Source organism: uncultured Rossellomorea sp. (assembly GCF_947488365.1).
In the GTDB taxonomy this organism is placed as follows: Bacteria; Bacillota; Bacilli; order Bacillales; family Bacillaceae_B; genus Rossellomorea.
Genome location: NZ_CANKZT010000002.1, coordinates 273,489 through 295,949 on the forward strand (window position 1 = coordinate 273,489; position 22,461 = coordinate 295,949).

The window sequence follows — 22,461 nt, forward strand, 5'->3', positions numbered from 1 at the left end:
GGTTTCATTTAGAAATCGGTATTTTTTTATTTATTTGTATCATTAAGCCAGTGGAAGGTGTTAGAGGTATGAAAAATACTGTGAGAGTCCTCCTATTTATTGCTGTTCTGGTGTTAAGCTATATACTTTATTTTGATCAATACCTATCAGGTATGGTGAAGTATATTAGTTTGGTCTTTACATTCTCCGTAATTGTTATCGGATTCCTTATCTTCTTTGAGAATCGTCATCCTACTCAAACATTAACATGGTTAGTCGTATTAGGTGCTTTTCCCATACTTGGTTTTATCTTTTATCTATTGTTTGGCCGTAACTACAGGAAAGAGAAAATGTATCAGAAGAAGTACATATTGGACAAGGAAACTTATAATAAATATGAGCCTGGTCCTAAGGAAATGAACGCTGATATGTTTGGCATGTTTCAGGAAAAGCACTTTCAGCTTGCTCAGCGAATAGGGAACAGTGCCATTTCTTTTTCTAGTGAAACCAAACTTTTAACCAATGGTACTGAGACATTCGGGGAAATCCTTAAGTGGTTAAAGACTGCGAAGCATCATATTCATATGGAGTATTATATTGTCCGGCATGATGATATAGGAAATCAGATTAAGGATATTCTTATTGAACGGGCGAATAATGGTGTGAAAATTCGCTTCCTTTATGATGCGGTCGGGGCTTGGCAATTATCAAAGGACTATATTGCTGAATTAAAAGATGCAGGGATAGAAGTGGTTCCGTTTGGCCCCGTAAAAATCCCTGTACTTAATAATAAGTTCAACTTTAGAAATCACCGTAAGATTATCGTTATTGATGGAAGTATTGGATTTGTTGGGGGCCTTAATATTGGCGATGAGTATTTAGGCAAGAATCCTCAGTTTGGCTTTTGGAGGGATACCCATCTATTTGTAAGGGGTGAAGCCGTAAGGACGCTGCAGCTTATCTTTCTTCAAGATTGGTATTATATGACGAATGATGATTTCTTAACTCCAGGGTATTTAAGCCCGGATCCAATGGAAAATACGAACGATGGTGGAGTTCAAATGATTGCAGGAGGACCGGATAATGAATTGAGCGTTCTGAAAAATATTTTCTTCTCAATGATCACTTCTGCAAGAAAAAGTGTATGGGTAGCATCACCTTATTTCATACCGGATGAAGATATTTTCTCAGCTCTGAAAATTGCAGCCTTAAGTGGTGTGGATGTAAGACTTTTGGTGCCGCATAAACCTGATAAACGAATTGTGTTTCACGCTTCAAGGTCTTATTTTCCCGATCTTCTTGAAGCAGGAGCCCGAATTTTCGAATATCAAAAGGGCTTTATGCACAGCAAAATTGTGATTGTAGATGAAGAAATGGCTTCGATTGGTACTTCAAATATGGATATGAGAAGTTTTCATTTGAATTTTGAAGTCAATGCATTTCTTTATAAAACAGAAAGCACGAATTCACTTGTGAAAGAATATTTACATGATCTAGAGGATGCAGAAGAACTACAGTTGGAAGAGTTTCAAAAAAGACATCTTGGCTATCGCTTATTAGAATCCACTTCCCGCTTAATGTCACCTCTTTTATAAGAAGAAGCCTTCAAGTGATTTATTAACTTGAAGGTTTTTTTGCAGGAATTTCACTTTTTTTGGCGAATGATTGTAGGAGGAGGTGTTCTATGTTAACAGCTGTATTTCAAGAGAAGGTGTTGTCAACCATTCATTATTCAAGAGAGGAATTGATAAGTCTGCGAAAAAAGAGTCTTCCATTCCGCTGTCCCCACTGCTTATCCCCGTTGAACCTGCGGATTGGAAAACAGAAAGTTCCACATTTTGCTCATCACCCACAGTCTCATTGTAAGATAGGAAAGCAGCATGAGTCTCCCCGACATCTACTCAGTAAGCAACTTTTATATGACAGGTTAAAATTGCATTTTAAAGAAGTAAAGGTTGAGCATTATATTAAAAATCTTCAGCAAATCGCTGATGTATATGTAAAAACAGAATCGAAAAAAATAGCCGTTGAAATCCAATGTTCCTCTATTCCCATTTCCGATATCTTCTCCAGAACACAGGGTTATCAAAGAGAAGAGATCACTCCCCTATGGATTCTCACCCAGCCAGTTAAGAAAAAAGGAAACTTGCATTTACCTTCATTTCAGCAAGCATTTATCCGATACTCGCCCCAATTACACTACTTTCTCCTCCATTTTTCTCCTGAAGAAAGAAGATTCCAATTATTTACTCATCTCATTCCTGTTTCAGCATCAGCGTTTATTAGTGCCGCTCCAGTCAGGATACCCATTGAGGAATTCACTCTTCCATTATCCATTCCACATCCTACAGTCAATCGCCCACACCTTTTAAAAAATTGGAATCAATTCCGAATGAAGTGGATCTATAATAAACTTCATTATGGTAACGCAAAAGATGATTTATTTTTACGGGAAGTTTATCGAGAAGGGGATACTTTTTTATATTTGCCTTTGTTCGTTGGTATACCGGTCTTACCTCATGGACTACAATTCAAGAATCATTCGGTCGAATGGCAATATTATATATGGAAGGATTGTATGAAGAAGGAACTCTTTTTTTCAGAGGAAAGAGTGGTTGAGGTGATAAAGAAGAGAATAGATAGAGGATATTTAGAGTTTCGTTCGCTTCCTTTAGTAGGGGTGGGGGGGCTGCTCGAGGAAATAGTGAAAAGCTATTTGACCCTGCTAGAAGACATGAAGGTTGTTAGAACGTTGGAGAATGGTGATCTTCAGCTATCGGCGCCATGGATGTGTCCAGACAATTTCCCAGGTTTCGAACGGCATCAGCATGATTTTTTTCCTAAATGGAAGCATATATTAAAAAAGGTCTAACAAAGATTGTTTTGTTGCAGGAAAATCTTAGATAAGAGAGAATGTAACTATAAGGAATTTTCTGTAGATTTCAGAATGGAGGATGTATATGTCAAAAGATACAGCTACGAAAAGTCTGCCTGGTAGAAAAGAGGTAGAGGAGAAGTTAACGTGGAGATTGGAAGATATATTTGAAAGTGATGAAGCGTGGGAAAAAGAATATAAAGAGATAAAAGAATTGACCGACAAAGCAGACGAGTTTAAAGGAACATTAAGGGATAGTGCAGATCAGCTATATAAAGCATTTGCCTTTCAGGATGAAATTATGGAACGTATGGGTAAGGTTTATACATATTCTCATATGCGCTATGATCAGGATACAACGAATTCTTACTATCAGGGTCTCGATGACCGCGCCAAAAGTCTTTATACACAATTAGGAAGTAAATTTGCCTACTTAGTACCCGAAGTGCTATCGATTGAGGAAAGTAAGCTGCAAGGGTTTCTTGACGAAAAAGAAGATCTGAGGAAATACAAGCATGCTTTAGAGGAAATTAATCTACAGCGCCCACATGTTCTATCAGCAGAGGAAGAAGCACTGCTTGCTCAGGCTTCTGAGGTGTTCAGTGCTGCGAGCAATACGTTTGGTATGTTGAACAATGCAGACCTGGAGTTTCCAAGCATTAAAGATGAAAACGGAGAAGAAGTTGACATCACACATGGCCGTTTCATCCGTTTCCTGGAAAGCAGTGATCGGCGTGTCCGGGAAGAAGCGTTCAAGAAAGTATATGAAACATACGGGAAATTCGAAAATACCTTTGCCTCTACATTAAGTGGAGCAGTGAAGAAAGATAACTTTGTGGCAAACGTAAGACATTATGATTCAGCAAGACATGCAGCATTATCAAATAACAATATTCCTGAACAGGTGTATGATAATCTTGTTGATACTGTCAATAAAAACCTTCATTTGCTGCAGCGGTATGTGAAGCTTCGTAAAAAAGTATTAGGTTTGGATGAAGTTCACATGTATGACTTATATACGCCTCTTGTGAAAGAAGTCAAGATGGACATCAGCTATGATGAAGCACAGGATATGATTCTTGACGGCTTAAAGCCTTTGGGTGATGAATATGCCAATGTCCTGAAAGAAGGCTTTGACAATCGTTGGGTGGACGTAGTCGAGAACAAAGGAAAGAGAAGCGGGGCATATTCTTCAGGAGCATACGGAACAAATCCGTATATCCTTATGAACTGGCAGGATAATGTGAATAATCTATTTACACTTGCTCATGAGTTCGGTCATAGTGTGCACAGCTATTATACGCGGAAAGCCCAGCCTTACACCTATGGTCATTACTCCATCTTTGTTGCTGAAGTGGCCTCTACGTGTAATGAAGCACTATTGAATGATTATCTATTAAACACAATTGATGATGAGAAAAAGCGACTGTACCTCCTAAATCATTATTTAGAAGGATTCAGGGGAACCGTTTTCCGTCAAACCATGTTTGCAGAGTTTGAACACCTCATTCATAAGAAAGCCCAAGAAGGAGAAGCTCTTACATCTGAATTCTTGACGAAAGAATATTATGAATTGAATAAGAAATATTTCGGAGAAGACATTTCGATCGATGAAGAGATCGGATTGGAATGGGCTCGAATACCTCACTTCTACTACAATTACTATGTTTATCAATATGCGACTGGATTCTCTGCAGCGACAGCTCTCAGTCAGCAAATTCTTGAAGAAGGAGAGCCGGCGGTGAAACGCTACATCGACTTCCTCAAAGCTGGAAGCTCTGACTACCCGATTGAAGTCCTGAAAAAAGCAGGGGTGGACATGACAACCTCCAAGCCGGTTGAAGACGCGTGCAAGGTCTTTGAAGAAAAGTTGAATGAAATGGAAGAACTGCTGGAGAAACTTCAATAATTAGATTGGTGTAAGTATACAGTTCCAAATGAAAACCCCCAGAGGATAAGGAATTCCTTATCCTCTGGGGGTTTTTTATAGTAAAAAATATTTGCAAGTTGAAGGTCCGTCCCTCATTTCAATGATTTGAATCCCCTGAAGCGGTTGCGGTTTCCAAGGGAGTGGAAGAAGAGTAGGAGTGAGAGAAAGAGAATGGGGGATGTTATATAGATTGGAACCAGACGCATGAGTCCGAGTATGTTTATGAAGAAGCTGATCAGGATCAACAGCAGGAGGACTGCGTATTTCATTTTTAAAGCCATATCATTTCCCTCCGGTGATAAGTTGTCTTGTATCTATGTATATGAAAGAGTAGAGGGGAACATGTATGGATTTTGACAATATTGTGAAATACCATACAAACAACTTGCCAATACAAGTGGATGCGTGATATATTATCAGTGTGAAGTTGATCACAAGCAAACATATACCCCTTTGTTTGACCGTGAAAAATTTCTCCCATCCCCTTTGTTCGTATTGAAAAACCGATGTTGGAAACAACATCGGCTTTTCTTGTTTATAGGCTTATTTTAATATACTGAAATAATTAATCGCTTATATATTTCCAGAAGGTCCCATGTTTTGCAGGGAGCCTTTTTACTTTTTGCTGAAGTGTCCATTTCTTCATTTGCTTTTCTACTTCTTCTATAGATAAATCATAGACAACGGCTATTTCCTTCGATGCGACAACACGATAATATTTCATGAATACTTCCAGTGGAGGCAAGGGCTGCTTTTCAGGTTTTGACGCAAGCATCTCTTCAATAATATGAACATAGACCTCATAAGAATACAATCCCGTGATCTTTAAACCTTCATCTTCAATATTCTCATTAAAGAAGACTAGCGTCGGAATTTCTTCCACTTCCATCTCTGACGTGATCTTGACATCGCATTGAAACGCTTTGGATGCAGAAGAGGAGTTAATATCGTTCATAAATTCATTTAGATCAAGCTTTGCTGCCTGTGCACATTCCTTTAGTACCTCAATGTTCGAGATGTCTTGTTTCTGCAGGAATAATCGTTCTTGTAAAAATCTTAAAAAGCGAATTCCCGAATGCTTTCCTTGAAGCTCTGCTGCTTTAATGGCGAATGAAGCCAGGTAAGGAGAATCAATCGGATTATCAATCCATAAGCTTCCGTCACACGACATTCCGGAGCGACTCGCTGTTTTATCCCATTGCTGAGCTAAATCTTCCTGCTTTCGTTTAGTTGCAAGGTTTAAGGAGGCGAGCTGTCCGCTTAAGATATAGCGGATACGAAAGTATTGTCCGTATTCAATGTGTAATTTCTTTAGGATTGGTTCAAGCGCCCAGCATTCCGGGCAAAGAGGGTCAACAAACATATATATTTCTAGAGGTTTCTTGTTACGTCCACATCCTTTAAGGTGATGCCAGCTATTTGTTCTATTCAATGGCAGAGCCCTTTGGTGTTTCTGTATTTACCATATGATGGGCGGTTAATACCAGCCTGTGAAAAAAGTCATCCCTTACTGGACCCTCTAGATTGACCTCATCCATTGCCTCATGCATACAGCTTAACCAAGCCTTTGCCCGTTCCTCTGTGATGGGAAACGGAAGATGTCTTGCACGCAGCATAGGGTGACCATGCTCCTCTGTGTAAATCGCAGGACCACCTAAATATTGAGTTAGAAATTGTTTTTGTTTGCGAGCTGTCTCGGTTAAATCATCCGGAAAGATGGGTGCCAACTTGGGATGATTCGCTACTTTATTATAAAAAGCTTCAACGAGCATGGAGAGTTTCTTTTCGCCGATAAGATTATAAGGCATTTGTGGTTTCTCGACCATAAGAATGACTCCTTTTTACTTAGATTGTATGTTTATTCTAGCAAGCATTCATTTATATCTCAAACAAATCGCCTTACATCAACTTATTATTCCTAAATTAGTGTAGCCTTCTTTCTGGTGTATATCCTGATTTATTAGAAATTTGCAGGAATGGTTCAGGTGAATTTAAGAGGAGCTAGGGCTATCAGACTATAGGTCTTTGTCTTACGTCTGAATACGAAAATACAGAAGAAAAGGCTGACCAGGAGATAAAGGTCAGCCATCTTTTGGGATTTAGGTGAAATATCGATCGGTCACTTTCTTTACATAAGCAGTGGTTTCTTTAAACGGTGGGATGCCGTTATATTTGTCGACATTTCCGGGACCTGCATTGTAAGCTGCAAGAGCCAGGGGGATGTCCCCATTGTATTTATCGAGCATTCGCTTCAAGTATTTCGTTCCGGCAAAAACGTTTTCTTCCGGGTCAAAGATGTTCTTCACACCGAGCCCTCGTGCTGTACTCGGCATGAGCTGCATTAAACCTGATGCACCTGCAGGGCTGACTGCATTAGGGTTGAAGTTGGATTCTTGTTTTATTACTGCTTGAATCAGTTTTTTAGGCAGGCCAAAGTGATCGGCTGCACGAGATATCATTGCATCAATCTCTTGGGGAGCATTCCAGTTCGGTTTGTTCACAGCTGAAAGTTCACGAAGAGGTGATGAAACCGAGAAGGTTGTTTTGGTTCCAAGCGCCTCTTTAACGGAACCTAATGTTTGATTCATATTTAAGTTGTTCTGCTCAGTGTGTAGTGCTTGATTTAATAGTTGATGAAATAACTCACTGGATCGGCGAGTGTTTTGTTGAACAGAAGATACTGATCCCAAACTGTTTAGAGCTTGTAAATCCATCATCGTTTTCAACAGTTGAACATTCATGAGTATAACTCCTCTTCTGGAAAACATTTATTCATATACTATATCGGTTCATGTCAGTCCTGTTTTAATTTTTCCATGTAGAATCGCTTGATTTTATTATCGGTTTTTCGAAGCGGAATGTTTAGTTCCTTCAGTAAGTCAAGAAATATAGATTCTCCTGATTTACGCTCCTTTACTTCATACTCCAGCTCATAGTCTTCTTTTTGTAAGTAAGAGCTTTTGTCAAAGACAAGAAGTCCGTCTTTATAGTCGATTTCAGCACGGCTGGTCGAAAGCGTACCGAAATGCTGAAGGGATTGAATGGGGATTTGAAGGGAATCCAGAACATCTTTGACTTCTCCATCAGGAAATACCCCTTGGTGTAAAAGAGATACCGACTCCTCTTTCGATAACTTCTGGTTCGTTTCTAAGAGATCGTCATTTAAAGGTGTTTTTAAGGTTAACGTATAAGTCCTGTTCTTCTCCCGAATTCTTAAGGCAGAATGATTATCCTTTAATTGATAGTACGGCGTATCAAAATAGTGATTGTCTTGAGAAATGAAATCCTCATCTTTTATATGAAAATGTGAGGTTAATCGCGTAAATTCATTTTGAGTTACTAGATTCTTGAATTCAATTTCAATTTCCTGTGCCATGAAAAGCATCCTTTCCTTGCATACTGTCCCTCTATTATCTCTTTTATAGGCTTTTTTCGCAAAGATTGTTTTATATCATGGGGGCTGCTCTGGCTCTGTCAATCAGTGTGTGCTTGATGGTGAGGGTAACTGCTTCGCTTGCAGCTAGCGTTTGGCGGAGCCTCCTCAGATTAGCCGAACGGGGTCTCGGCACGACCGTTCTTCCGCAGGAGTCTACACAGTTCCCCTCACCATATATAAGAGTTTTTAGTGACAGATCTTATGCAAAAAAACAATTGAAAGAAATAGTATTTCTATTATACAAGCTAAAGCCGACTATACACTTTGAAAAATGTTGTATTCTAAACGTTTATGATTTTTATATTTGTCTATAGTAAGAAACGGAAACTTAGTAAATTGATTGAAGCGGAAGGTGCTCGACTCCTGCGGGAATAGCGGGGAAGTTGAGACCCCACAGGGGATAGCCCGAGGAGGCTCAACTCACGCCCCGCGGAAAGCGAGCACCTGGAGCGGAAATCAACCACTACTCGCTTTTTCAAAAGGAACAAAGTTTACGAAAAGTCCTTTAATAAAACACAACTTCAATATTTAGATGAAATGGTTTTCTTATGTTAAAATGATACTGATTGTTTTATGGAAGGATGAAGAAAAGCATGAGGAAAATTGTTCAATTTAAACAAACAACATTTGAAAACGGTACATTATACTTACATACGGACCAAGCGGACCTGTTGCAAGGAACGACTGCAGCCGGCCAAATCATTGCAGACTCTGATCGATATGCATTCGTATACTTAGCAGAAAACGAAGAGGAATATGTTTACTTATACCTGGAAGAGTCAATCTGGGCTGAGTTGAAAAAGGCACTGCAAGATAAGGCTGCAGTCATTGCGAAAAGCGGTGATTACTCACTTGAATTGGATCGATTCAACGAAGAGCTGGACTATCTTGTAAGCAACATTGAAGGAAATGGGAACTACGGTGAAGAAATGGTTACAAAGGTAGAGAACGCATTTCTTGAAAAGTAGGCGTGTAGAGGTGAGGAGAATGAATCACTGGGAACAATTTTTAGCTCCCTACAAGCAAGCGGTTGACGAATTAAAGATTAAGCTTAAAGGGATGAGGGGAGAATATGAACTTCATAACACTCATTCTCCCATTGAATTCGTGACTGGAAGAGTCAAGCCAATTGCGAGTATTCTTGATAAAGCAAATCAAAAAGGGATTAAGCTATCAAATATTGAAATAGAAATGCAAGACATAGCCGGACTGCGGATGATGTGTCAATTCGTGGAGGATATTCATGTCGTTGTGGAAAAGCTTCGAGGGCGAAATGACTTTACTATTATAGAAGAAAGAGATTACGTGACCCACAAGAAACAAAGTGGATACCGATCCTATCATATTGTCATTGAATATCCTGTTCAAACGATTCACGGGGAAAAAAACATTTTGGTAGAAATTCAAATCCGAACTCTTTCAATGAATTTTTGGGCGACGATTGAGCACTCTTTGAATTATAAGTACAGTGGACAAATCCCGGAACAAGTCCGTCTTCGTCTTGCAGGCGCTGCTGAAGCAGCATTCAGACTGGATGAAGAAATGAGCTTGATTCGTGAAGAAATTCAGGAAGCCCAAGTCATTTTTACAAACAAAAAGGAAAAAGACCAACGGGGTAAAAGCTCTAAACCAAATCAGTAGTGACTTGAAGGGGGTAAACGAATGAAGTTCGCGATTACATCAAAAGGTGATTCGAAATCAAATACATTGATGCACAAAATGAGAACCTATCTCCAGGATTTTAATTTGACTTATGATGATGACCAACCGGATATCGTCATATCGGTTGGAGGAGATGGGACGCTGCTTTATGCATTTCACCGCTACAGATCCCGGTTAGATAAGACCGCATTTGTTGGTGTACATACAGGACATCTCGGCTTCTATGCCGATTGGGTGCCGGAAGAGATTGAGAAGCTTGTGATCGCCATTGCGAAAACACCTTATCAAATTATCGAATACCCATTATTAGAAACGATTATCCGCTACCAGCATGGGGGGAAAGAAACCCGTTACTTAGCATTGAATGAATCGACGGTCAAAAGCGTAGAAGGGACCCTTGTCATGGATGTGGAAATCAGGGGGCAGCACTTTGAACGCTTTAGAGGAGATGGACTGTGTTTATCCACACCTTCGGGCAGTACGGCGTATAACAAGGCATTAGGTGGAGCAATTATTCATCCGTCTCTTCCTGCTATTCAATTCGCTGAAATGGCATCCATCAATAATCGTGTTTTTCGTACGATCGGATCACCTTTGATATTACCTGCTCATCATACATGTATGCTTAAACCGGTGAATGGGCCTGATTTTCTGGTTACCATCGACCATCTATCTCTTCTTCATAAAGATGTAAAGAGCATTCAATATCGTGTCGCTGATGAGAAAATTCGCTTTGCCCGCTTCCGACCGTTTCCGTTCTGGAAAAGGGTGCATGATTCCTTTGTTGCGGATGAATGACTTAAGGCTGGGAAGTTTACGATGAATTTCTATACATTGAAATGGATTATCCCTGCTTCTTATGACGGGAAGCTGATGAGAGAGTTTCTAATCGATCAGCAGATTTCAAAGCGTACTCTGACTGCTGTGAAGTTTGATGGAGGAACAATAACCGTTAATGGAAAGGAAGAAAGTGTCCGATATCACCTTATAGAAGGGGATATTCTTGAGATGAGGTTCCCTGAAGAAAAAGGGAGTGAGTCATTAGTTCCGGAAGAGGTCCCATTGTCAATCATTTATGAGGATGATGATGTTCTCGTAGTAAATAAGCCATGGGGTATGAAATCCATACCGACTAAGAAAGAGCCGACTGGAAGTCTCGCCAATGCCATAGCCGGATATTATGACAGGGTCGGTATTTGTTCAACGGTTCATATCGTTACTCGATTGGATAAGGATACATCCGGGCTGGTTCTAATAGCAAAACACCGCCACGTTCATCATTTATTCAGTCTTCAGCAGAAGGGGCGGGAAATAAAGAGAACGTATGAAGCATTTGCAGAAGGCCGGCTGGACTCGGACACTGGTACGATCGAAGAGCCCATCGGCCGGAAACCGGATAGTATCATTGAAAGAGAAGTGCGCCAGGATGGCCAATATGCCCTGACTCACTATAGATTGAAAAAGCAGTTTCAGGATTTCGCTCATATTGAATTGAGATTGGAAACGGGGAGAACCCACCAGATCAGGGTGCACATGTCATTTATAGGACACCCGCTGGCAGGGGATGATTTGTATGGAGGCAGTGTGGCATTGATAGGGAGGCAGGCACTACATTGTAAAAAGCTGTCTTTTTTTCATCCCGTTAAAAAAGTATGGGTGCATTTGGAGACAGTGATGCCTCGGGATATGCGGATGTTGCTTGAAAGAAAATGAAAAAAAGAGATTCTTTTCAGTTAAACTGAAGAGAATCTCTTTTTGGTGTGTAGAGAGGGAACAAACACACCTACCAGCTCACTTATTCAAACCTCCGAAATTTCTCCTCTACAAAAGGCATACAAGATTCAACACTAACCACTTCGATTTCAGGATATCTCAAGGCAGTCAGCTTCCCGCCAAAGACCGCCCCTGTATCAATATTCGCAGTCTTATTAACGATCCGCGCTTCTTTTACCGGGGTGTGGCCATATACAATCCAGGCGTCACCTTTATAGTCCAATGCCCAATCTTTTCTGACCGGCGTACCGTCTTCGTTCTTCTCACCTGTGATGTCACCGTACAAGACAAATGTTTTCACCCTGTTATTCTGCATTCCAATCAGCTCTTCCTTGATACCTGCATGAGCAATGATCAGTTTGCCGTCATCCAACACCTGATACAAGGGGGATCGTTCATACAAGGAGATAAACATATCTCTATAGTGTTCTCTTTCACTTTGTGGAAGGGCACTTAGTTCCCCTACTGTTGTTTCGAGTCCATGGAGGATCTTTACATTGTTACCCAGGAAGTATCGGTAGAGTTTATTACAATGGTTTCCAGGAACATAGTATATAGATCCTTTTTCAAATAGATCATAGACCGTTGAAATAGTCTGAAGTGAGTGATGGCCACGGTCGGTCAAATCCCCGACACACCCAATCAACCTTCCTTGTGGATGCACGGGGAGACCGGTTGACCAATCGTAGCCTAACTTTATCGTTAATTCTTTGAATTCATTAAAACACCCATGAATGTCTCCAATTATATCTAATTTCATCGGATCCCCGCTTTCCTGTGGCATTTTTCTTTTCTTTTCACGTATTTTATGCCATATTAATGTTTCAGTCTTTCATATCGAGCGGATGTTTATTCATATTGTACCAAACGATTTTGTTTCTAAACCAATCCGTATCCAATTCATTTCATGAGAGACAATCGTCTTAAGATTTGCTAGTATTATTACGACTATATACAATTTAAGATAAGAAGGAGGGTGTATATGATGTCTGAAGTAACTCAAGATCAAGAAAAGGAAAGAGATAAGCAGGAAAAAGTAATGTATGATGAAGACCTACTCATTAGAGCCCTTCAAGAAGAAGATCTGGATTTATTTCGTTCAGAGTTTGTACATTTACACTCTTATGACCAAGCGAAATTTTTCTCTAAAATAGAAGAAGATTTACGAAGCCGCCTGTACCATTATCTTTCTCCGGAAGAGATGGCAGAGCTGTTTGAAAGTCTGGATATAGATGAAGAGGATTATCAGGATATATTAGCCGAGATGAATCCTACATATGCTGCTGAAATGCTATCCAATATGTATGCCGATGACGCGGTAGATGTATTGAATGAGTTGGATAAAGATCAGGTTGTTAGTTATTTAACCATAATGGATGATGAATCAGCCAAAGAAATTAAAGAATTACTGCACTATGAAGAGTATACAGCCGGTAGTATCATGACCACTGAGTTTGTCGCCATATCAAAGAATCAGACCGTCCGGTCGGCCATGTATATTTTGAAAAATGAAGCCCCGAATGCTGAAACGATTTACTACATATATGTAGTGGATGATGATAAAAAACTGGTCGGGGTCATCTCTTTAAGGGACCTCATCATCAGCCATGATGAGGTAATGATCGGGGAAATCATGAGTGATCGTGTTATGGCTGTAGGCGTCAGCGAAGATCAGGAGGCTGTCGCGAGACAAATGAAGGATTATGATTTCCTTGCCTTGCCAGTTGTCGATTTTCAGCATCACTTACTTGGGATCATCACGGTGGATGATATTATGGACGTCATGGAAGAAGAGGCATCTGATGACTACTCAAAGTTAGCTGGTATCGCCGATTTGGATTCCATCGACCGAAGTCCATTTAATGCAGCGAAAAAGCGTCTTCCGTGGTTAATTGCATTACTATTTCTTGGAATGTTCACGGCAAGCCTCATCGGGAGATTTGAAGATACGTTAGATAAAGTAGCAATTCTTGCTGTATTTATCCCGTTGATTGCAGGGATGGCTGGTAATACGGGAACCCAGGCCCTTGCCGTAGCCGTAAGAGGGATTGCAACAGGTGATCTGGAGAAGGAAAACAAGATGTCCCTTGTCATCCGTGAAGCGGGAACCGGACTTATTACAGGAACCACATGCGGGATAGTCGTCAGCATTGTTGTCTATGTATGGAAAGGTGAATTCTTCTTAGGCGTCCTTGTGGGAGTCTCCGTTTTAGTCTCATTATTTGTTGCGACATTGGCAGGTACATTAGTACCCTTACTTATGCACAAACTAAAAGTGGATCCAGCCGTCGCTTCTGGTCCTTTCATTACGACGATAAATGATATTATCAGTATCCTGATTTATTTTGGATTAGCCACTTTGTTTATGAAATACCTAATATAGAGAGAAGAGGGGGAGGAATAGATGGAACAACATGCATCTGTTACATCACTTGTCATTGTTATTCTAGTAGCATTTTTAACTCCCATATTGCTACATCGATTTAAACTGAATTTTATCCCTGTTGTAATCGCTGAAATTATTATGGGTTTAATAATAGGTAAGAGCGGATTTAATATCGTTCACCAGGACATGTGGTTAGAAACACTGTCTACTTTAGGATTTATTTTTCTTATGTTTTTAAGCGGACTGGAAATTGATTTCACTGCTTTTTCAGGAGGGAAAAAGAAAAAAGAACGGTTACCTAATGGAAAAGAAGAACCGAATCGTCTTAAGGTAGCCACCATTATATTTATTGGGATTTTCTTTGTTTCACTTGGACTGTCTTATCTATTCGTCTTATTCGGACTTATTAATAATGCATTCTTAATGACCTTGATCATTTCAACGATTTCACTGGGAGTAGTCGTTCCTACTCTAAAAGAAGCACATATAATGAAATCGGCCATTGGTCAAATCATTTTGCTTGTAGCGGTTATTGCCGACCTTGTGACAATGATATTACTGGCTGTATTTGTGTCCCTTTACGGTGAAGGTCATGGAAACATGTGGCTTCTTCTGATCCTATTTGGTGTTGGGGTCCTCTTATATTTCCTGGCGAAGAGATTAAAGAACAACTCCTTCATCAAGAGTTTATCAACAGGAACCGTTCAAATCGGTACACGTGCCGTTTTTACATTAATCATCTTATTGGTTGCAGTGTCTGAGACGGTTGGAGCCGAAAACATTCTGGGAGCTTTCCTTGCCGGTGTACTTGTATCATTATTAGCACCGAATCAGGAAATGGTCCATAAGCTTGATTCCTTTGGATATGGATTCCTGATCCCCATATTCTTCGTGATGGTCGGGGTTGAGTTGGATCTTGGATCGCTGCTCAGCGATAAAAAGATGCTGCTGTTAATTCCATTACTGCTTCTTGCATTCCTGGTTTCGAAAGTCATTCCTGTTTACTTGCTGAAGTACTGGTATGATACGAAAACAACGATTGCTTCAGCATTCTTATTAACATCGACACTGTCACTCGTTATTGCTGCTGCGAAAATCGCGGAGAGAATAGAAATTATCACACCACAAATGAGTGGTACGCTCATTTTAGTAGCGGTGATTACATGTATTATTACACCTATATTCTTTAAGAAGCTCTTCCCAAGGGAAAGTGCAAAAGAGAAAAAGCTTAAGATTACATTCTTGGGAGCGAATCAGCTTACAATGCCGGTTTCCAGGGAACTTCATTCCTCCCTTTATGAGCCGGTCTTATATCATACAAAACAAGATAAGTCTGATCGTAATATCGCCGATTCTTTATTTACCATCAACGAAATCGATAATTACGAAATAGACACGCTTGAAGAGAACAACATCTTTGACTCTGATATCATAGTGATTTCAACAGGTGATGAAGAAATAAATGCAACACTTGCCGTCACTGCTAAGGAATATGGTGTCAATCGTGTCATTGTAAGGGTTGAGAGTCCAGACTTACATGAGACTCTGCGTGAACAGGACATTGAAGTATATTCCGTGTTTCTGTCAACGAAAGCCTTATTACGTGCGCTGATCGAGTCACCTTCTGTGATGAATATCCTTACTAACCAAGAAACATCCCTATATGAAATCCGGATGTTAAACAGTCAGTTCGAAGGTATGACACTCAGGAAATTTCCATTCACGGGAGACGTTATCTTTGTTCGGATCTTTAGAGGGAAAGACTCCATTGTTCCTCACGGAGATACAGAACTGCACATGAACGACCGCTTGATTGTGACCGGTTCTAAAGAATATGTAGATGAACTTAAACGCGAGCTTGAATTCTGTGAGTATTGCTAAGAAATAACCAACTTCCCAAGAATTTTTTCTTGGGAAGTTTTATTTTTTAGAGGAGTTTACTCTCTTACCACTAATATCTAATAAGAGAGATATACTAAATGGAGGTAAGTATATGTGGGAAACAAAAGTAATTGAAATCAGGGAAAAGGTGAAAGGGAGTTTCATGGATGTACCTGTAGAGAAGTTGAACGAACAGCCTTCGCCAGAGGAATGGAGCATAGCTCAAATTGTTCTCCATCTGGCTGGAGCTGAAAAAAGATTTTTAACATTGGCTCTCGATTCAGCGGAGAGTCAATCAGGATCAAGTGAAAATCGAGCTGACTTATCCGTGTTTGATGATCCATCTAAAAAATTGAAGGCACCAATCGAACCAACTTCTGAGCCTCAAAAAAAAGAAGCATTGATTTTAGCCTTAGATGAATCCCGGTCACTCACTACACGCTTCCTGGAGTTATACACGAAAGAGGGCTTGAAAAGTCGATCCATGAATCATCATCGATTTGGAAATATGCCCATATGGCAAGTGTTAGAGCTTCTCGGTAAACATGAACAGAGGCATTTAGTTCAAATCGAAGAAGTTAAAAGGCGAATCCTGTAGGAATTCTTCTTTTCTTTTGTGATGGATTACTGTAGAATTAGTAGTAGGTACTAATAACATGTATAAATTAGGAGGATTATAATGACTCTTTCATTAAAAGGTAAAACATATGTCGTTATGGGAGTTGCAAATAAACGCAGTATAGCATGGGGAATTGCCCGATCATTACATCAATCCGGTGCACGGTTGATTTTTACATATGCAGGGGAGCGTTTTGAAAAAGGAGTTAGAGATCTCGCCGGGACATTAGAAGGCGGCGAAGATTCACTTGTTCTGCCTTGTGATGTAACAAGTGATGAAGACATTGAAAAATGCTTTGCAACCATCAAAGAAGAAGTCGGCGTGATCCACGGACTGGCTCATTGTATTGCATTTGCCAATAAAGAAGAGCTGGCTGGAGATTATATGAACACAACAAGAGACGGTTTCCTTCTGGCTCACAACATCAGCTCTTATTCATTGACTGCGGTTGCTAAAGTGGCAAAGGATCTTATGACTGAGGGTGGAAGTATCGTTTCCATGACGTACCTTGGCGGGGAGAGAGTGATGCAAAACTACAACGTGATGGGTGTAGCGAAAGCATCTCTTGAAGCAAGTGTGAAGTATCTTGCCAGTGATCTTGGTAAGCATGGTATTCGAGTGAATGCCATTTCTGCAGGACCAATCCGTACCTTATCTGCTAAAGGTGTAGGTGACTTCAACAGCATCCTGAAAGAAATCGAAGAACGTGCTCCACTTCGCCGCAATACCACACAAGAAGAAGTCGGTGATACGGCTGTATTCCTTTTTAGTGATTATTCAAGAGGCATCACAGGTGAGAACCTGCATGTAGACTCCGGTTATCATGTATTAGGCTAAAAATAAAAATGACAGAACCCAGGTTGCAGAACTTTCTTGTAGCCTGGGTTCTTTTTGTTATGTTTTGATAGTATTTTCAAGAATCTAAGAAGAAACTCATAGGCGCATCCTGCATACATATAAATGTAGAATGAATGGAGGGATAGGATTGAATAGACAGAAAAAGCCACTATTATATATACATCAGCCCAGGTTAAATGATGTGAACAGCAGCAGCATGCAAGAAGTATATAGAGGATCATCGTCAAGAAACGTTCAACCTAAACAAGTAGAAAGAAATGTCCGGCCCGTTGAAAGGAAAAGCACTGAGTTATTTGAAGCTGCCCCTTTAGGGAAGTTAAAACAGCCTGAATATCATACTATTGTAAAAAGAGAAACTGAACCCATAAAAAAAGAGTCACCTAAGAGTGAAGAACCAAAAACCATTCACAGTGAATTAGGGCAAGAGCTTTCACATGACAGTTACTTTAAACCACTTACTCCTTTTAAGGACCTGGATCTGGATGGGAAAATAGAATATATGCAGCAGAGCATAATGGGGAGAGCCCCATTTCCATGTGCGTTTCAAACAGAAGAAGGGGTGTATCGTGGTGTATTAACCAGTGCAGATAGCGCATCCATTGATATAAAAACGTTTCAAGGTGAAGAAATCACTTTGAAAAGAAATTCTATAAAGGCGATTAAAATCATAGGTTTGAAATGAAAGAAGCCAGCCGGAATATCCGACTGGCTTTTTATTCTCGTTACTGATTAGTCACAAACGCCTTCTACTCTAACATCATCGATACATTGGATAGCACAGAAGCAATCCAGATCAACTGTAATACAATCTCCAGTCAATTCGTAGACGAAGTTATTGTTTAACCCCATTAATTCGTCTTCTGATTCTACGTCTGCACCTGTAACGTGAACTTTCTTCAATACTTGAAGTGTTGCACAGCAGTCGTCAAATACGTTCTTCACACGGAAGTAAGGTGTTTTCCAGCAATAATGTTTAGGGTGTACCTTAAATAGGTCTCCTTTTTTATTATAGAGTTTGAAAACACGAGTATTTGGTGCATTTCCAACTGGACTTACTAAAGATCCTAATGGCTCAAGAAAACAATCATTTTTACAATCAAAACAGTCTTGATCTGCTGCATCTTGAACATCTTTAATAGCACGAACAGCAAGGCATACACAACCGCGGTCTCTTGCACCTGCAATGTCATCTTTTCTGTAATTTCCGCAACCCATAAGAATTTTCCTCCTTAAATAATTTTCACTACATTAATAACATATTGTAGAAGAGGAATTTGGGTAACGGACAAATGCCCCTTTTGACTAAATTGGGCTGGATATTAGTTTAAAAAAGGAGTGGAAGTATGGGAATACTTGACATCATTATCTTGGGGCTTGCTGTGTTTAGAATGACTCACCTCATCGTTTTTGACAAAATAACTGAATTTTTGAGATCTCCATTTTTCGATGAAGTACCCGAAATGTCAAAAGATGGGGTGGAAGAAATTTTCCTTTTACCCAAAAAGGGTGGAGTAAAAGGGTTTGTAGGGGAACTAATATCGTGTTATTGGTGTACAGGTATGTGGGTTGCTGTAATTCTATATGTAGGAAATATTTTCATTCCTGTGTTTTTTAACCCGTTTATAACAGTATTGGCAGTTGCTGGTGTTGCTTCCATAATAGAGGCGGCTGTCCAAAGTTGGATAAGGGAATAAATAATTAGGTAATTAGTGGAAACAAGCTTACCCTATTTCACATACAATGAATGTAAGGGGGATGGTAAAGGAGGTCGATTATGATGAAGAATACTTCTGTAAATACCAAGAAACCAACCAACACTCCCATTAAGAAAAAAGGATGCGGTTGTGGAAAAGCGAAGAAAAGATAAAGCTGCTCATATTGGGCAGTCTTTTTTTTTTCATAAAATCTGACTTTAAGAAAAAAATAAAAGGTGAGTACAAACAAAAGAGGGATATGTCATGAACAAAAAACGAATCATCGTTCCAATTACTTTACTGGTCTTAATAGGATGCGCCAATAAGGAAGATGGAAACGATAGCAAGATTGCGCTTATGAAGAAAACCGATCCACCACCCATTGAATTAGTGGATAATCCTGAAACAGATAGCTACGGTCACGCCATAAAGCGAGAAATATCGAAAATGAAAGAGCTTTATGACGTAGCGGTTATTCAAGGAAAAGAAGAAACGCTCGTTGTATATAAGGTAAAGCACTTACAAAGATTCCATATGAAGAAAATCGAAAAAAAGATGGATCAATATCTAGAAGATAAGTACTCAGGTGAAGACTTTATTTTATCCAGTGATTACAAGATATTCCTTGAAACGATCCGCCTAAAGGAAAAACTAAAGAGAGGTTCAATTTCAAAGAAGGATGCGGAAAAAAAGTTTCAGGAGATTGTAAAGCTTCAAAAGGAAAAGACGTAGGAGGAATGTTTTGTGGGGAAAGTACCAAAAACACCCGAACAGAAAAAGTATGAGCAATTAGAAAAAAAATATGAAACAAAGCGCCCCCTCCTGAAAAATATCATCAAGGCATTCTTTGTTGGGGGCTTCATCTGTTTAATTGGGCAGGCCATTACGTATATGTACATTTATTTCTTCAACTTTACTGAGCAGACGGCAGGAAATCCAACCGTTGCAACGATGGTATTCATAGCGATGCTACTGACCGGATTTGGAGTCTATGATCATATTGGCCAATTTGCCGGAGCTGGTAGTGCGGTTCCGGTAACAGGGTTCGGAAATTCTGTTATTGCAGCAGCCATTGAACATAAAACGGAAGGATATGTTTTAGGGGTAGGCGGTAACATATTTAAATTGGCGGGTTCTGTTATTGTTTTCGGAGTATTTTCTGCTTTTGTCGTTGCATTAATCAAGACGATCTTAATTCAATTGGGGGTGATTTAATGCTTCAAGGTTCAAGGTCATGGGTATTTCCTTCACATCCTGTCATCCTGTCTACCGGTGTCGTTGGCGGCCCCTTTGAAAAGAAAGGGAACTTAGCTGCCGACTTCGATCAGTTTTATGATGACCTCTGGATGGGCCAGAATACGTATGAAAAAGCCAATCGAACACTCATTGAAGATGCCGTTCAAATAGCCCTGGAAAAACAGTCTCTCCAAAAAAGCGATGTACAGTTTTTCTTAACGGGGGATCTTATTAATCAAATTACCCCATCAAGTTTTGCTGCCAGAACCAACGGAATCCCTTACTTCGGTTTATTCGGAGCATGCTCAACGTCCATGGAGGGTTTGGCATTATCTGCATTCCTGGTTAACTATCATGGTGCTCATCATATTGTGACTGGGGCATCAAGCCACAATTCCGCAACAGAGAAACAGTTCCGCTACCCGACTGAATATGGAGGTCAAAAGCCTCCGACTGCACAGTGGACAGTAACAGGTGCGGGGTATGCGGTAATCGGAGAAGGAGCATCAGTCACGACCCCTGCACCGAGAGTTACATCTGCAACCATCGGCAAGGTGATGGATATGGGATTGAAAGATCCCTTTAATATGGGAGGTGCCATGGCACCAGCTGCAGTGGATACGATTGCGGGGCACTTTCAAGATCTGGACAGAGATCCTTCATACTACGACCTGATCATCACGGGAGATCTCGCCAAAATCGGTCGGAAGACGGCTATTGAACTGTTAAGGGAAAAGGGATATAACTTTTCAGAACATCAGTTTCAAGATTGTGGAATGCTGATATATGGAAATGATCAGCCAGTCCAATCTGGAGCCAGTGGCCCAGGGTGTTCAGCTACAGTCCTTTATGGACACCTATTAAATGAAATGAAAAAAGGAACATATAAACGCATTTTAGTTATTGCGACGGGAGCTTTGTTATCACCTCTGACATTTCAACAAGGGGAAACGATCCCCTGTATTGCTCATGCGGTTTCCATCGAATATATGTAAAGGAAAGGAGGAAGCGAAGTGTTAGCAATGTTTTTTTGGGCCTTTACAATAGGCGGGATCATTTGTGTGATTGGTCAATTGCTGTTTGATGTTGCTAAATTAACCCCAGCCCATACACTCAGCTTACTGGTTGTGGCAGGAGCGGTTTTTTCAGGTTTTGGGTTATATGAGCCTCTCATAGATTTTGCCGGAGCAGGGGCGACAATCCCAATAACGAGCTTTGGTAACGCACTGGTCAATGGTGCTATGCAGGAATCACAGGAACATGGGATAGTGGGAGTCCTTACAGGCATGTTTGAAGTGACAAGCTCCGGGATCTCCTCCGCAATCATATTCGGTTTCATTGGAGCTCTCCTTTTTAAGCCAAAAGGATAATAGAGGTGAAGATTGATGCCTGAGTACTTAGAGGTGGCATTACGCAGTATATTCATTTTACTTTCCCTATTCGCCATTACAAAATTATTAGGGAAAAAACAGCTTTCTAAACTCTCCTTTTTTGAGTACATTACAGGAATCACGGTTGGAAGCATTGCAGGGACTCTCTCGATGGATCTGGGCCTGCCATTAAGTGAAGGCCTTATGAGCATCCTCTTATGGTTTACGTTCCCACTCCTGTTCTCCTATTTGTCACTTAAAAGCATTAGGTTTAGACGATTTGCTGAAGGAAAACCAACCGTATTTATAAAAGATGGAAATATCGATGAGAAGGCTTTAAAGAAAGAACAGTATTCCGTTGACGAACTGTTGGAACAATTAAGAAAAAAAGATGTTTTCCGTGCTGCAGATGTCGAGTTCGCTTCACTGGACACCAATGGTGATCTAAGTGTTTTGCTCAAAAAAGAAAAGAGGCCACTTGTTCGAGAAGATATATATAAAATCTCACAAAAAACCACTCCTCCACAGGCTGTCATTTCAGACGGGAAAATAGATGAAGCGGCTCTACAAGAAGTCGGGTTTCCCCTGCCCTGGTTACAAAAAGAACTAACCAAAAGACAATTACAGGTTGAATCCATTTTCCTTGCCCAGCTGGACCGTGAAGGAAATCTGACCTTCGACCTGTACAATTGGACAAACACACAATAATATCTTGAAAAGCCCATACGTATTCCTCTCTGTTTACATATGTTATAAGAGACT

The 22,461-nt window shown here is 40.2% G+C and carries 25 protein-coding genes; 18 read left to right on the forward strand and 7 right to left on the reverse strand.

Translation table 11 applies throughout. The annotated features are described in order from the left end of the window. Window positions 1-68: 68 nt before the first annotated feature. The 3 genes from cls to pepF all read left to right on the forward strand — a co-directional run bounded on the left by cls (window position 69) and on the right by pepF (window position 4,763). Entirely contained in the window at window positions 69-1,574 is a 1,506-nt protein-coding gene (cls, locus tag Q1B03_RS08300) for a cardiolipin synthase (RefSeq protein WP_299740277.1), read from the forward strand. 89 nt (window positions 1,575-1,663) lie between these two features. After that, window positions 1,664-2,851, forward strand: a complete 1,188-nt coding sequence (locus Q1B03_RS08305) for a competence protein CoiA (RefSeq protein WP_299740279.1) — start codon at window positions 1,664-1,666, stop codon at window positions 2,849-2,851. An 88-nt stretch (window positions 2,852-2,939) separates the two neighbouring features. Next, on the forward strand, window positions 2,940-4,763 hold the full coding sequence (gene pepF / locus Q1B03_RS08310; protein ID WP_299740280.1) for an oligoendopeptidase F: 1,824 nt from the start codon (window positions 2,940-2,942) through the stop codon (window positions 4,761-4,763). 113 nt (window positions 4,764-4,876) lie between these two features. On the opposite strand, the gene Q1B03_RS08315 is transcribed toward pepF, so the two are convergent. From Q1B03_RS08315 to Q1B03_RS08335, 5 genes are all read right to left on the reverse strand, one after another. Beyond that, a complete protein-coding gene (locus Q1B03_RS08315) occupies window positions 4,877-5,065 on the reverse strand; it encodes a hypothetical protein (RefSeq protein WP_299740282.1) in 189 nt (62 codons plus the stop codon). A 284-nt stretch (window positions 5,066-5,349) separates the two neighbouring features. After that, entirely contained in the window at window positions 5,350-6,216 is an 867-nt protein-coding gene (locus Q1B03_RS08320) for a ClpXP adapter SpxH family protein (protein ID WP_299740284.1), read from the reverse strand. Then, complete coding sequence (locus Q1B03_RS08325) at window positions 6,209-6,610, reverse strand: globin (RefSeq protein ID WP_299740286.1); 402 nt, start codon at window positions 6,608-6,610, stop codon at window positions 6,209-6,211. The genes Q1B03_RS08320 and Q1B03_RS08325 overlap by 8 nt, the downstream gene beginning before the upstream one ends. A gap of 273 nt (window positions 6,611-6,883) precedes the next feature. After that, window positions 6,884-7,525, reverse strand: a complete 642-nt coding sequence (locus Q1B03_RS08330; RefSeq protein ID WP_299740287.1) for a lytic transglycosylase domain-containing protein — start codon at window positions 7,523-7,525, stop codon at window positions 6,884-6,886. A gap of 53 nt (window positions 7,526-7,578) precedes the next feature. Then, window positions 7,579-8,160, reverse strand: coding sequence for a CYTH domain-containing protein (locus Q1B03_RS08335; protein ID WP_299740289.1), 582 nt, complete (start codon window positions 8,158-8,160; stop codon window positions 7,579-7,581). A 653-nt stretch (window positions 8,161-8,813) separates the two neighbouring features. On the opposite strand from Q1B03_RS08335, the gene Q1B03_RS08340 reads away from it, so the two are divergent. Genes Q1B03_RS08340 through Q1B03_RS08355 form a run of 4 tightly spaced genes read left to right on the forward strand, consistent with a single transcriptional unit; the run spans window position 8,814 to window position 11,595 of the window. Further along, entirely contained in the window at window positions 8,814-9,188 is a 375-nt protein-coding gene (locus tag Q1B03_RS08340; RefSeq protein ID WP_299740291.1) for a hypothetical protein, read from the forward strand. A gap of 19 nt (window positions 9,189-9,207) precedes the next feature. Beyond that, the gene (locus Q1B03_RS08345; RefSeq protein WP_299740294.1) at window positions 9,208-9,861 is read left to right on the forward strand and encodes a GTP pyrophosphokinase family protein; all 654 of its coding nucleotides are present in this window, start codon (window positions 9,208-9,210) and stop codon (window positions 9,859-9,861) included. Window positions 9,862-9,882: 21 nt separating this feature from the next. After that, complete coding sequence (locus Q1B03_RS08350) at window positions 9,883-10,680, forward strand: NAD kinase (protein ID WP_034763479.1); 798 nt, start codon at window positions 9,883-9,885, stop codon at window positions 10,678-10,680. A 21-nt stretch (window positions 10,681-10,701) separates the two neighbouring features. Further along, window positions 10,702-11,595: an RluA family pseudouridine synthase gene (locus Q1B03_RS08355; protein ID WP_299740299.1), complete on the forward strand. Its 894-nt coding sequence runs from the start codon at window positions 10,702-10,704 to the stop codon at window positions 11,593-11,595. An 82-nt stretch (window positions 11,596-11,677) separates the two neighbouring features. Here Q1B03_RS08355 and prpE read toward each other — a convergent pair whose 3' ends face one another. Continuing rightward, window positions 11,678-12,415 carry a bis(5'-nucleosyl)-tetraphosphatase PrpE gene (gene prpE, locus Q1B03_RS08360; RefSeq protein ID WP_299740301.1) on the reverse strand — a complete coding sequence of 246 codons (738 nt, stop codon included), beginning with the start codon at window positions 12,413-12,415 and terminating at the stop codon, window positions 11,678-11,680. Between the two features lie 279 nt (window positions 12,416-12,694). Here prpE and mgtE point away from each other — a divergent pair, with 279 nt between their 5' ends. From mgtE to Q1B03_RS08385, 5 genes are all read left to right on the forward strand, one after another. Further along, a complete protein-coding gene (mgtE, locus tag Q1B03_RS08365; protein WP_299741279.1) occupies window positions 12,695-14,038 on the forward strand; it encodes a magnesium transporter in 1,344 nt (447 codons plus the stop codon). 21 nt (window positions 14,039-14,059) lie between these two features. Then, entirely contained in the window at window positions 14,060-15,922 is a 1,863-nt protein-coding gene (locus Q1B03_RS08370) for a monovalent cation:proton antiporter family protein (RefSeq protein WP_299740303.1), read from the forward strand. A 112-nt stretch (window positions 15,923-16,034) separates the two neighbouring features. Beyond that, complete coding sequence (locus Q1B03_RS08375) at window positions 16,035-16,520, forward strand: DinB family protein (protein ID WP_299740305.1); 486 nt, start codon at window positions 16,035-16,037, stop codon at window positions 16,518-16,520. Between the two features lie 81 nt (window positions 16,521-16,601). Further along, window positions 16,602-17,378 (forward strand): enoyl-ACP reductase FabI, encoded by a 777-nt coding sequence (gene fabI / locus Q1B03_RS08380; RefSeq protein WP_113969974.1) that lies wholly within the window; start codon window positions 16,602-16,604, stop codon window positions 17,376-17,378. Window positions 17,379-17,526: 148 nt separating this feature from the next. Further along, the gene (locus Q1B03_RS08385) at window positions 17,527-18,081 is read left to right on the forward strand and encodes a CotO family spore coat protein (RefSeq protein WP_299740308.1); all 555 of its coding nucleotides are present in this window, start codon (window positions 17,527-17,529) and stop codon (window positions 18,079-18,081) included. A gap of 47 nt (window positions 18,082-18,128) precedes the next feature. On the opposite strand, the gene Q1B03_RS08390 is transcribed toward Q1B03_RS08385, so the two are convergent. Next, complete coding sequence (locus Q1B03_RS08390) at window positions 18,129-18,614, reverse strand: CotY/CotZ family spore coat protein (protein WP_299740310.1); 486 nt, start codon at window positions 18,612-18,614, stop codon at window positions 18,129-18,131. A gap of 128 nt (window positions 18,615-18,742) precedes the next feature. On the opposite strand from Q1B03_RS08390, the gene Q1B03_RS08395 reads away from it, so the two are divergent. The 6 genes from Q1B03_RS08395 to Q1B03_RS08420 all read left to right on the forward strand — a co-directional run bounded on the left by Q1B03_RS08395 (window position 18,743) and on the right by Q1B03_RS08420 (window position 22,407). Continuing rightward, window positions 18,743-19,093, forward strand: coding sequence for a DUF1360 domain-containing protein (locus Q1B03_RS08395; protein ID WP_299740312.1), 351 nt, complete (start codon window positions 18,743-18,745; stop codon window positions 19,091-19,093). 264 nt (window positions 19,094-19,357) lie between these two features. Then, the gene (locus Q1B03_RS08400) at window positions 19,358-19,825 is read left to right on the forward strand and encodes a sporulation protein (protein ID WP_299740314.1); all 468 of its coding nucleotides are present in this window, start codon (window positions 19,358-19,360) and stop codon (window positions 19,823-19,825) included. A gap of 12 nt (window positions 19,826-19,837) precedes the next feature. After that, window positions 19,838-20,308, forward strand: a complete 471-nt coding sequence (gene spoVAC / locus Q1B03_RS08405; RefSeq protein WP_299740316.1) for a stage V sporulation protein AC — start codon at window positions 19,838-19,840, stop codon at window positions 20,306-20,308. Next, window positions 20,308-21,324: a stage V sporulation protein AD gene (gene spoVAD, locus Q1B03_RS08410; RefSeq protein ID WP_299740318.1), complete on the forward strand. Its 1,017-nt coding sequence runs from the start codon at window positions 20,308-20,310 to the stop codon at window positions 21,322-21,324. The genes spoVAC and spoVAD overlap by 1 nt, the downstream gene beginning before the upstream one ends. An 18-nt stretch (window positions 21,325-21,342) precedes the next feature. Further along, window positions 21,343-21,699 carry a stage V sporulation protein AE gene (spoVAE, locus tag Q1B03_RS08415; RefSeq protein ID WP_044337663.1) on the forward strand — a complete coding sequence of 119 codons (357 nt, stop codon included), beginning with the start codon at window positions 21,343-21,345 and terminating at the stop codon, window positions 21,697-21,699. Window positions 21,700-21,714: 15 nt separating this feature from the next. After that, the gene (locus Q1B03_RS08420; protein WP_299740322.1) at window positions 21,715-22,407 is read left to right on the forward strand and encodes a DUF421 domain-containing protein; all 693 of its coding nucleotides are present in this window, start codon (window positions 21,715-21,717) and stop codon (window positions 22,405-22,407) included. Window positions 22,408-22,461 lie beyond the last annotated feature (54 nt).

What these genes read in the sequence shown, in the direction of transcription:
- cls (WP_299740277.1), top strand. Translation starts at nt 69, where the DNA reads ATGAAAAATACTGTGAGAGTCCTCCTATTTATTGCTGTTCTGGTGTTA.
- Q1B03_RS08305 (WP_299740279.1), top strand. Translation starts at nt 1,664, where the DNA reads ATGTTAACAGCTGTATTTCAAGAGAAGGTGTTGTCAACCATTCATTAT.
- pepF (WP_299740280.1), top strand. Translation starts at nt 2,940, where the DNA reads ATGTCAAAAGATACAGCTACGAAAAGTCTGCCTGGTAGAAAAGAGGTA.
- Q1B03_RS08315 (WP_299740282.1), bottom strand. Translation starts at nt 5,065, where the DNA reads ATGGCTTTAAAAATGAAATACGCAGTCCTCCTGCTGTTGATCCTGATC.
- Q1B03_RS08325 (WP_299740286.1), bottom strand. Translation starts at nt 6,610, where the DNA reads ATGGTCGAGAAACCACAAATGCCTTATAATCTTATCGGCGAAAAGAAA.
- Q1B03_RS08330 (WP_299740287.1), bottom strand. Translation starts at nt 7,525, where the DNA reads ATGAATGTTCAACTGTTGAAAACGATGATGGATTTACAAGCTCTAAAC.
- Q1B03_RS08335 (WP_299740289.1), bottom strand. Translation starts at nt 8,160, where the DNA reads ATGGCACAGGAAATTGAAATTGAATTCAAGAATCTAGTAACTCAAAAT.
- Q1B03_RS08340 (WP_299740291.1), top strand. Translation starts at nt 8,814, where the DNA reads ATGAGGAAAATTGTTCAATTTAAACAAACAACATTTGAAAACGGTACA.
- Q1B03_RS08345 (WP_299740294.1), top strand. Translation starts at nt 9,208, where the DNA reads ATGAATCACTGGGAACAATTTTTAGCTCCCTACAAGCAAGCGGTTGAC.
- Q1B03_RS08350 (WP_034763479.1), top strand. Translation starts at nt 9,883, where the DNA reads ATGAAGTTCGCGATTACATCAAAAGGTGATTCGAAATCAAATACATTG.
- Q1B03_RS08355 (WP_299740299.1), top strand. Translation starts at nt 10,702, where the DNA reads ATGAATTTCTATACATTGAAATGGATTATCCCTGCTTCTTATGACGGG.
- prpE (WP_299740301.1), bottom strand. Translation starts at nt 12,415, where the DNA reads ATGAAATTAGATATAATTGGAGACATTCATGGGTGTTTTAATGAATTC.
- mgtE (WP_299741279.1), top strand. Translation starts at nt 12,695, where the DNA reads ATGTATGATGAAGACCTACTCATTAGAGCCCTTCAAGAAGAAGATCTG.
- Q1B03_RS08370 (WP_299740303.1), top strand. Translation starts at nt 14,060, where the DNA reads ATGGAACAACATGCATCTGTTACATCACTTGTCATTGTTATTCTAGTA.
- Q1B03_RS08375 (WP_299740305.1), top strand. Translation starts at nt 16,035, where the DNA reads ATGTGGGAAACAAAAGTAATTGAAATCAGGGAAAAGGTGAAAGGGAGT.
- fabI (WP_113969974.1), top strand. Translation starts at nt 16,602, where the DNA reads ATGACTCTTTCATTAAAAGGTAAAACATATGTCGTTATGGGAGTTGCA.
- Q1B03_RS08390 (WP_299740310.1), bottom strand. Translation starts at nt 18,614, where the DNA reads ATGGGTTGCGGAAATTACAGAAAAGATGACATTGCAGGTGCAAGAGAC.
- Q1B03_RS08395 (WP_299740312.1), top strand. Translation starts at nt 18,743, where the DNA reads ATGGGAATACTTGACATCATTATCTTGGGGCTTGCTGTGTTTAGAATG.
- Q1B03_RS08400 (WP_299740314.1), top strand. Translation starts at nt 19,358, where the DNA reads ATGAACAAAAAACGAATCATCGTTCCAATTACTTTACTGGTCTTAATA.
- spoVAD (WP_299740318.1), top strand. Translation starts at nt 20,308, where the DNA reads ATGCTTCAAGGTTCAAGGTCATGGGTATTTCCTTCACATCCTGTCATC.
- Q1B03_RS08420 (WP_299740322.1), top strand. Translation starts at nt 21,715, where the DNA reads ATGCCTGAGTACTTAGAGGTGGCATTACGCAGTATATTCATTTTACTT.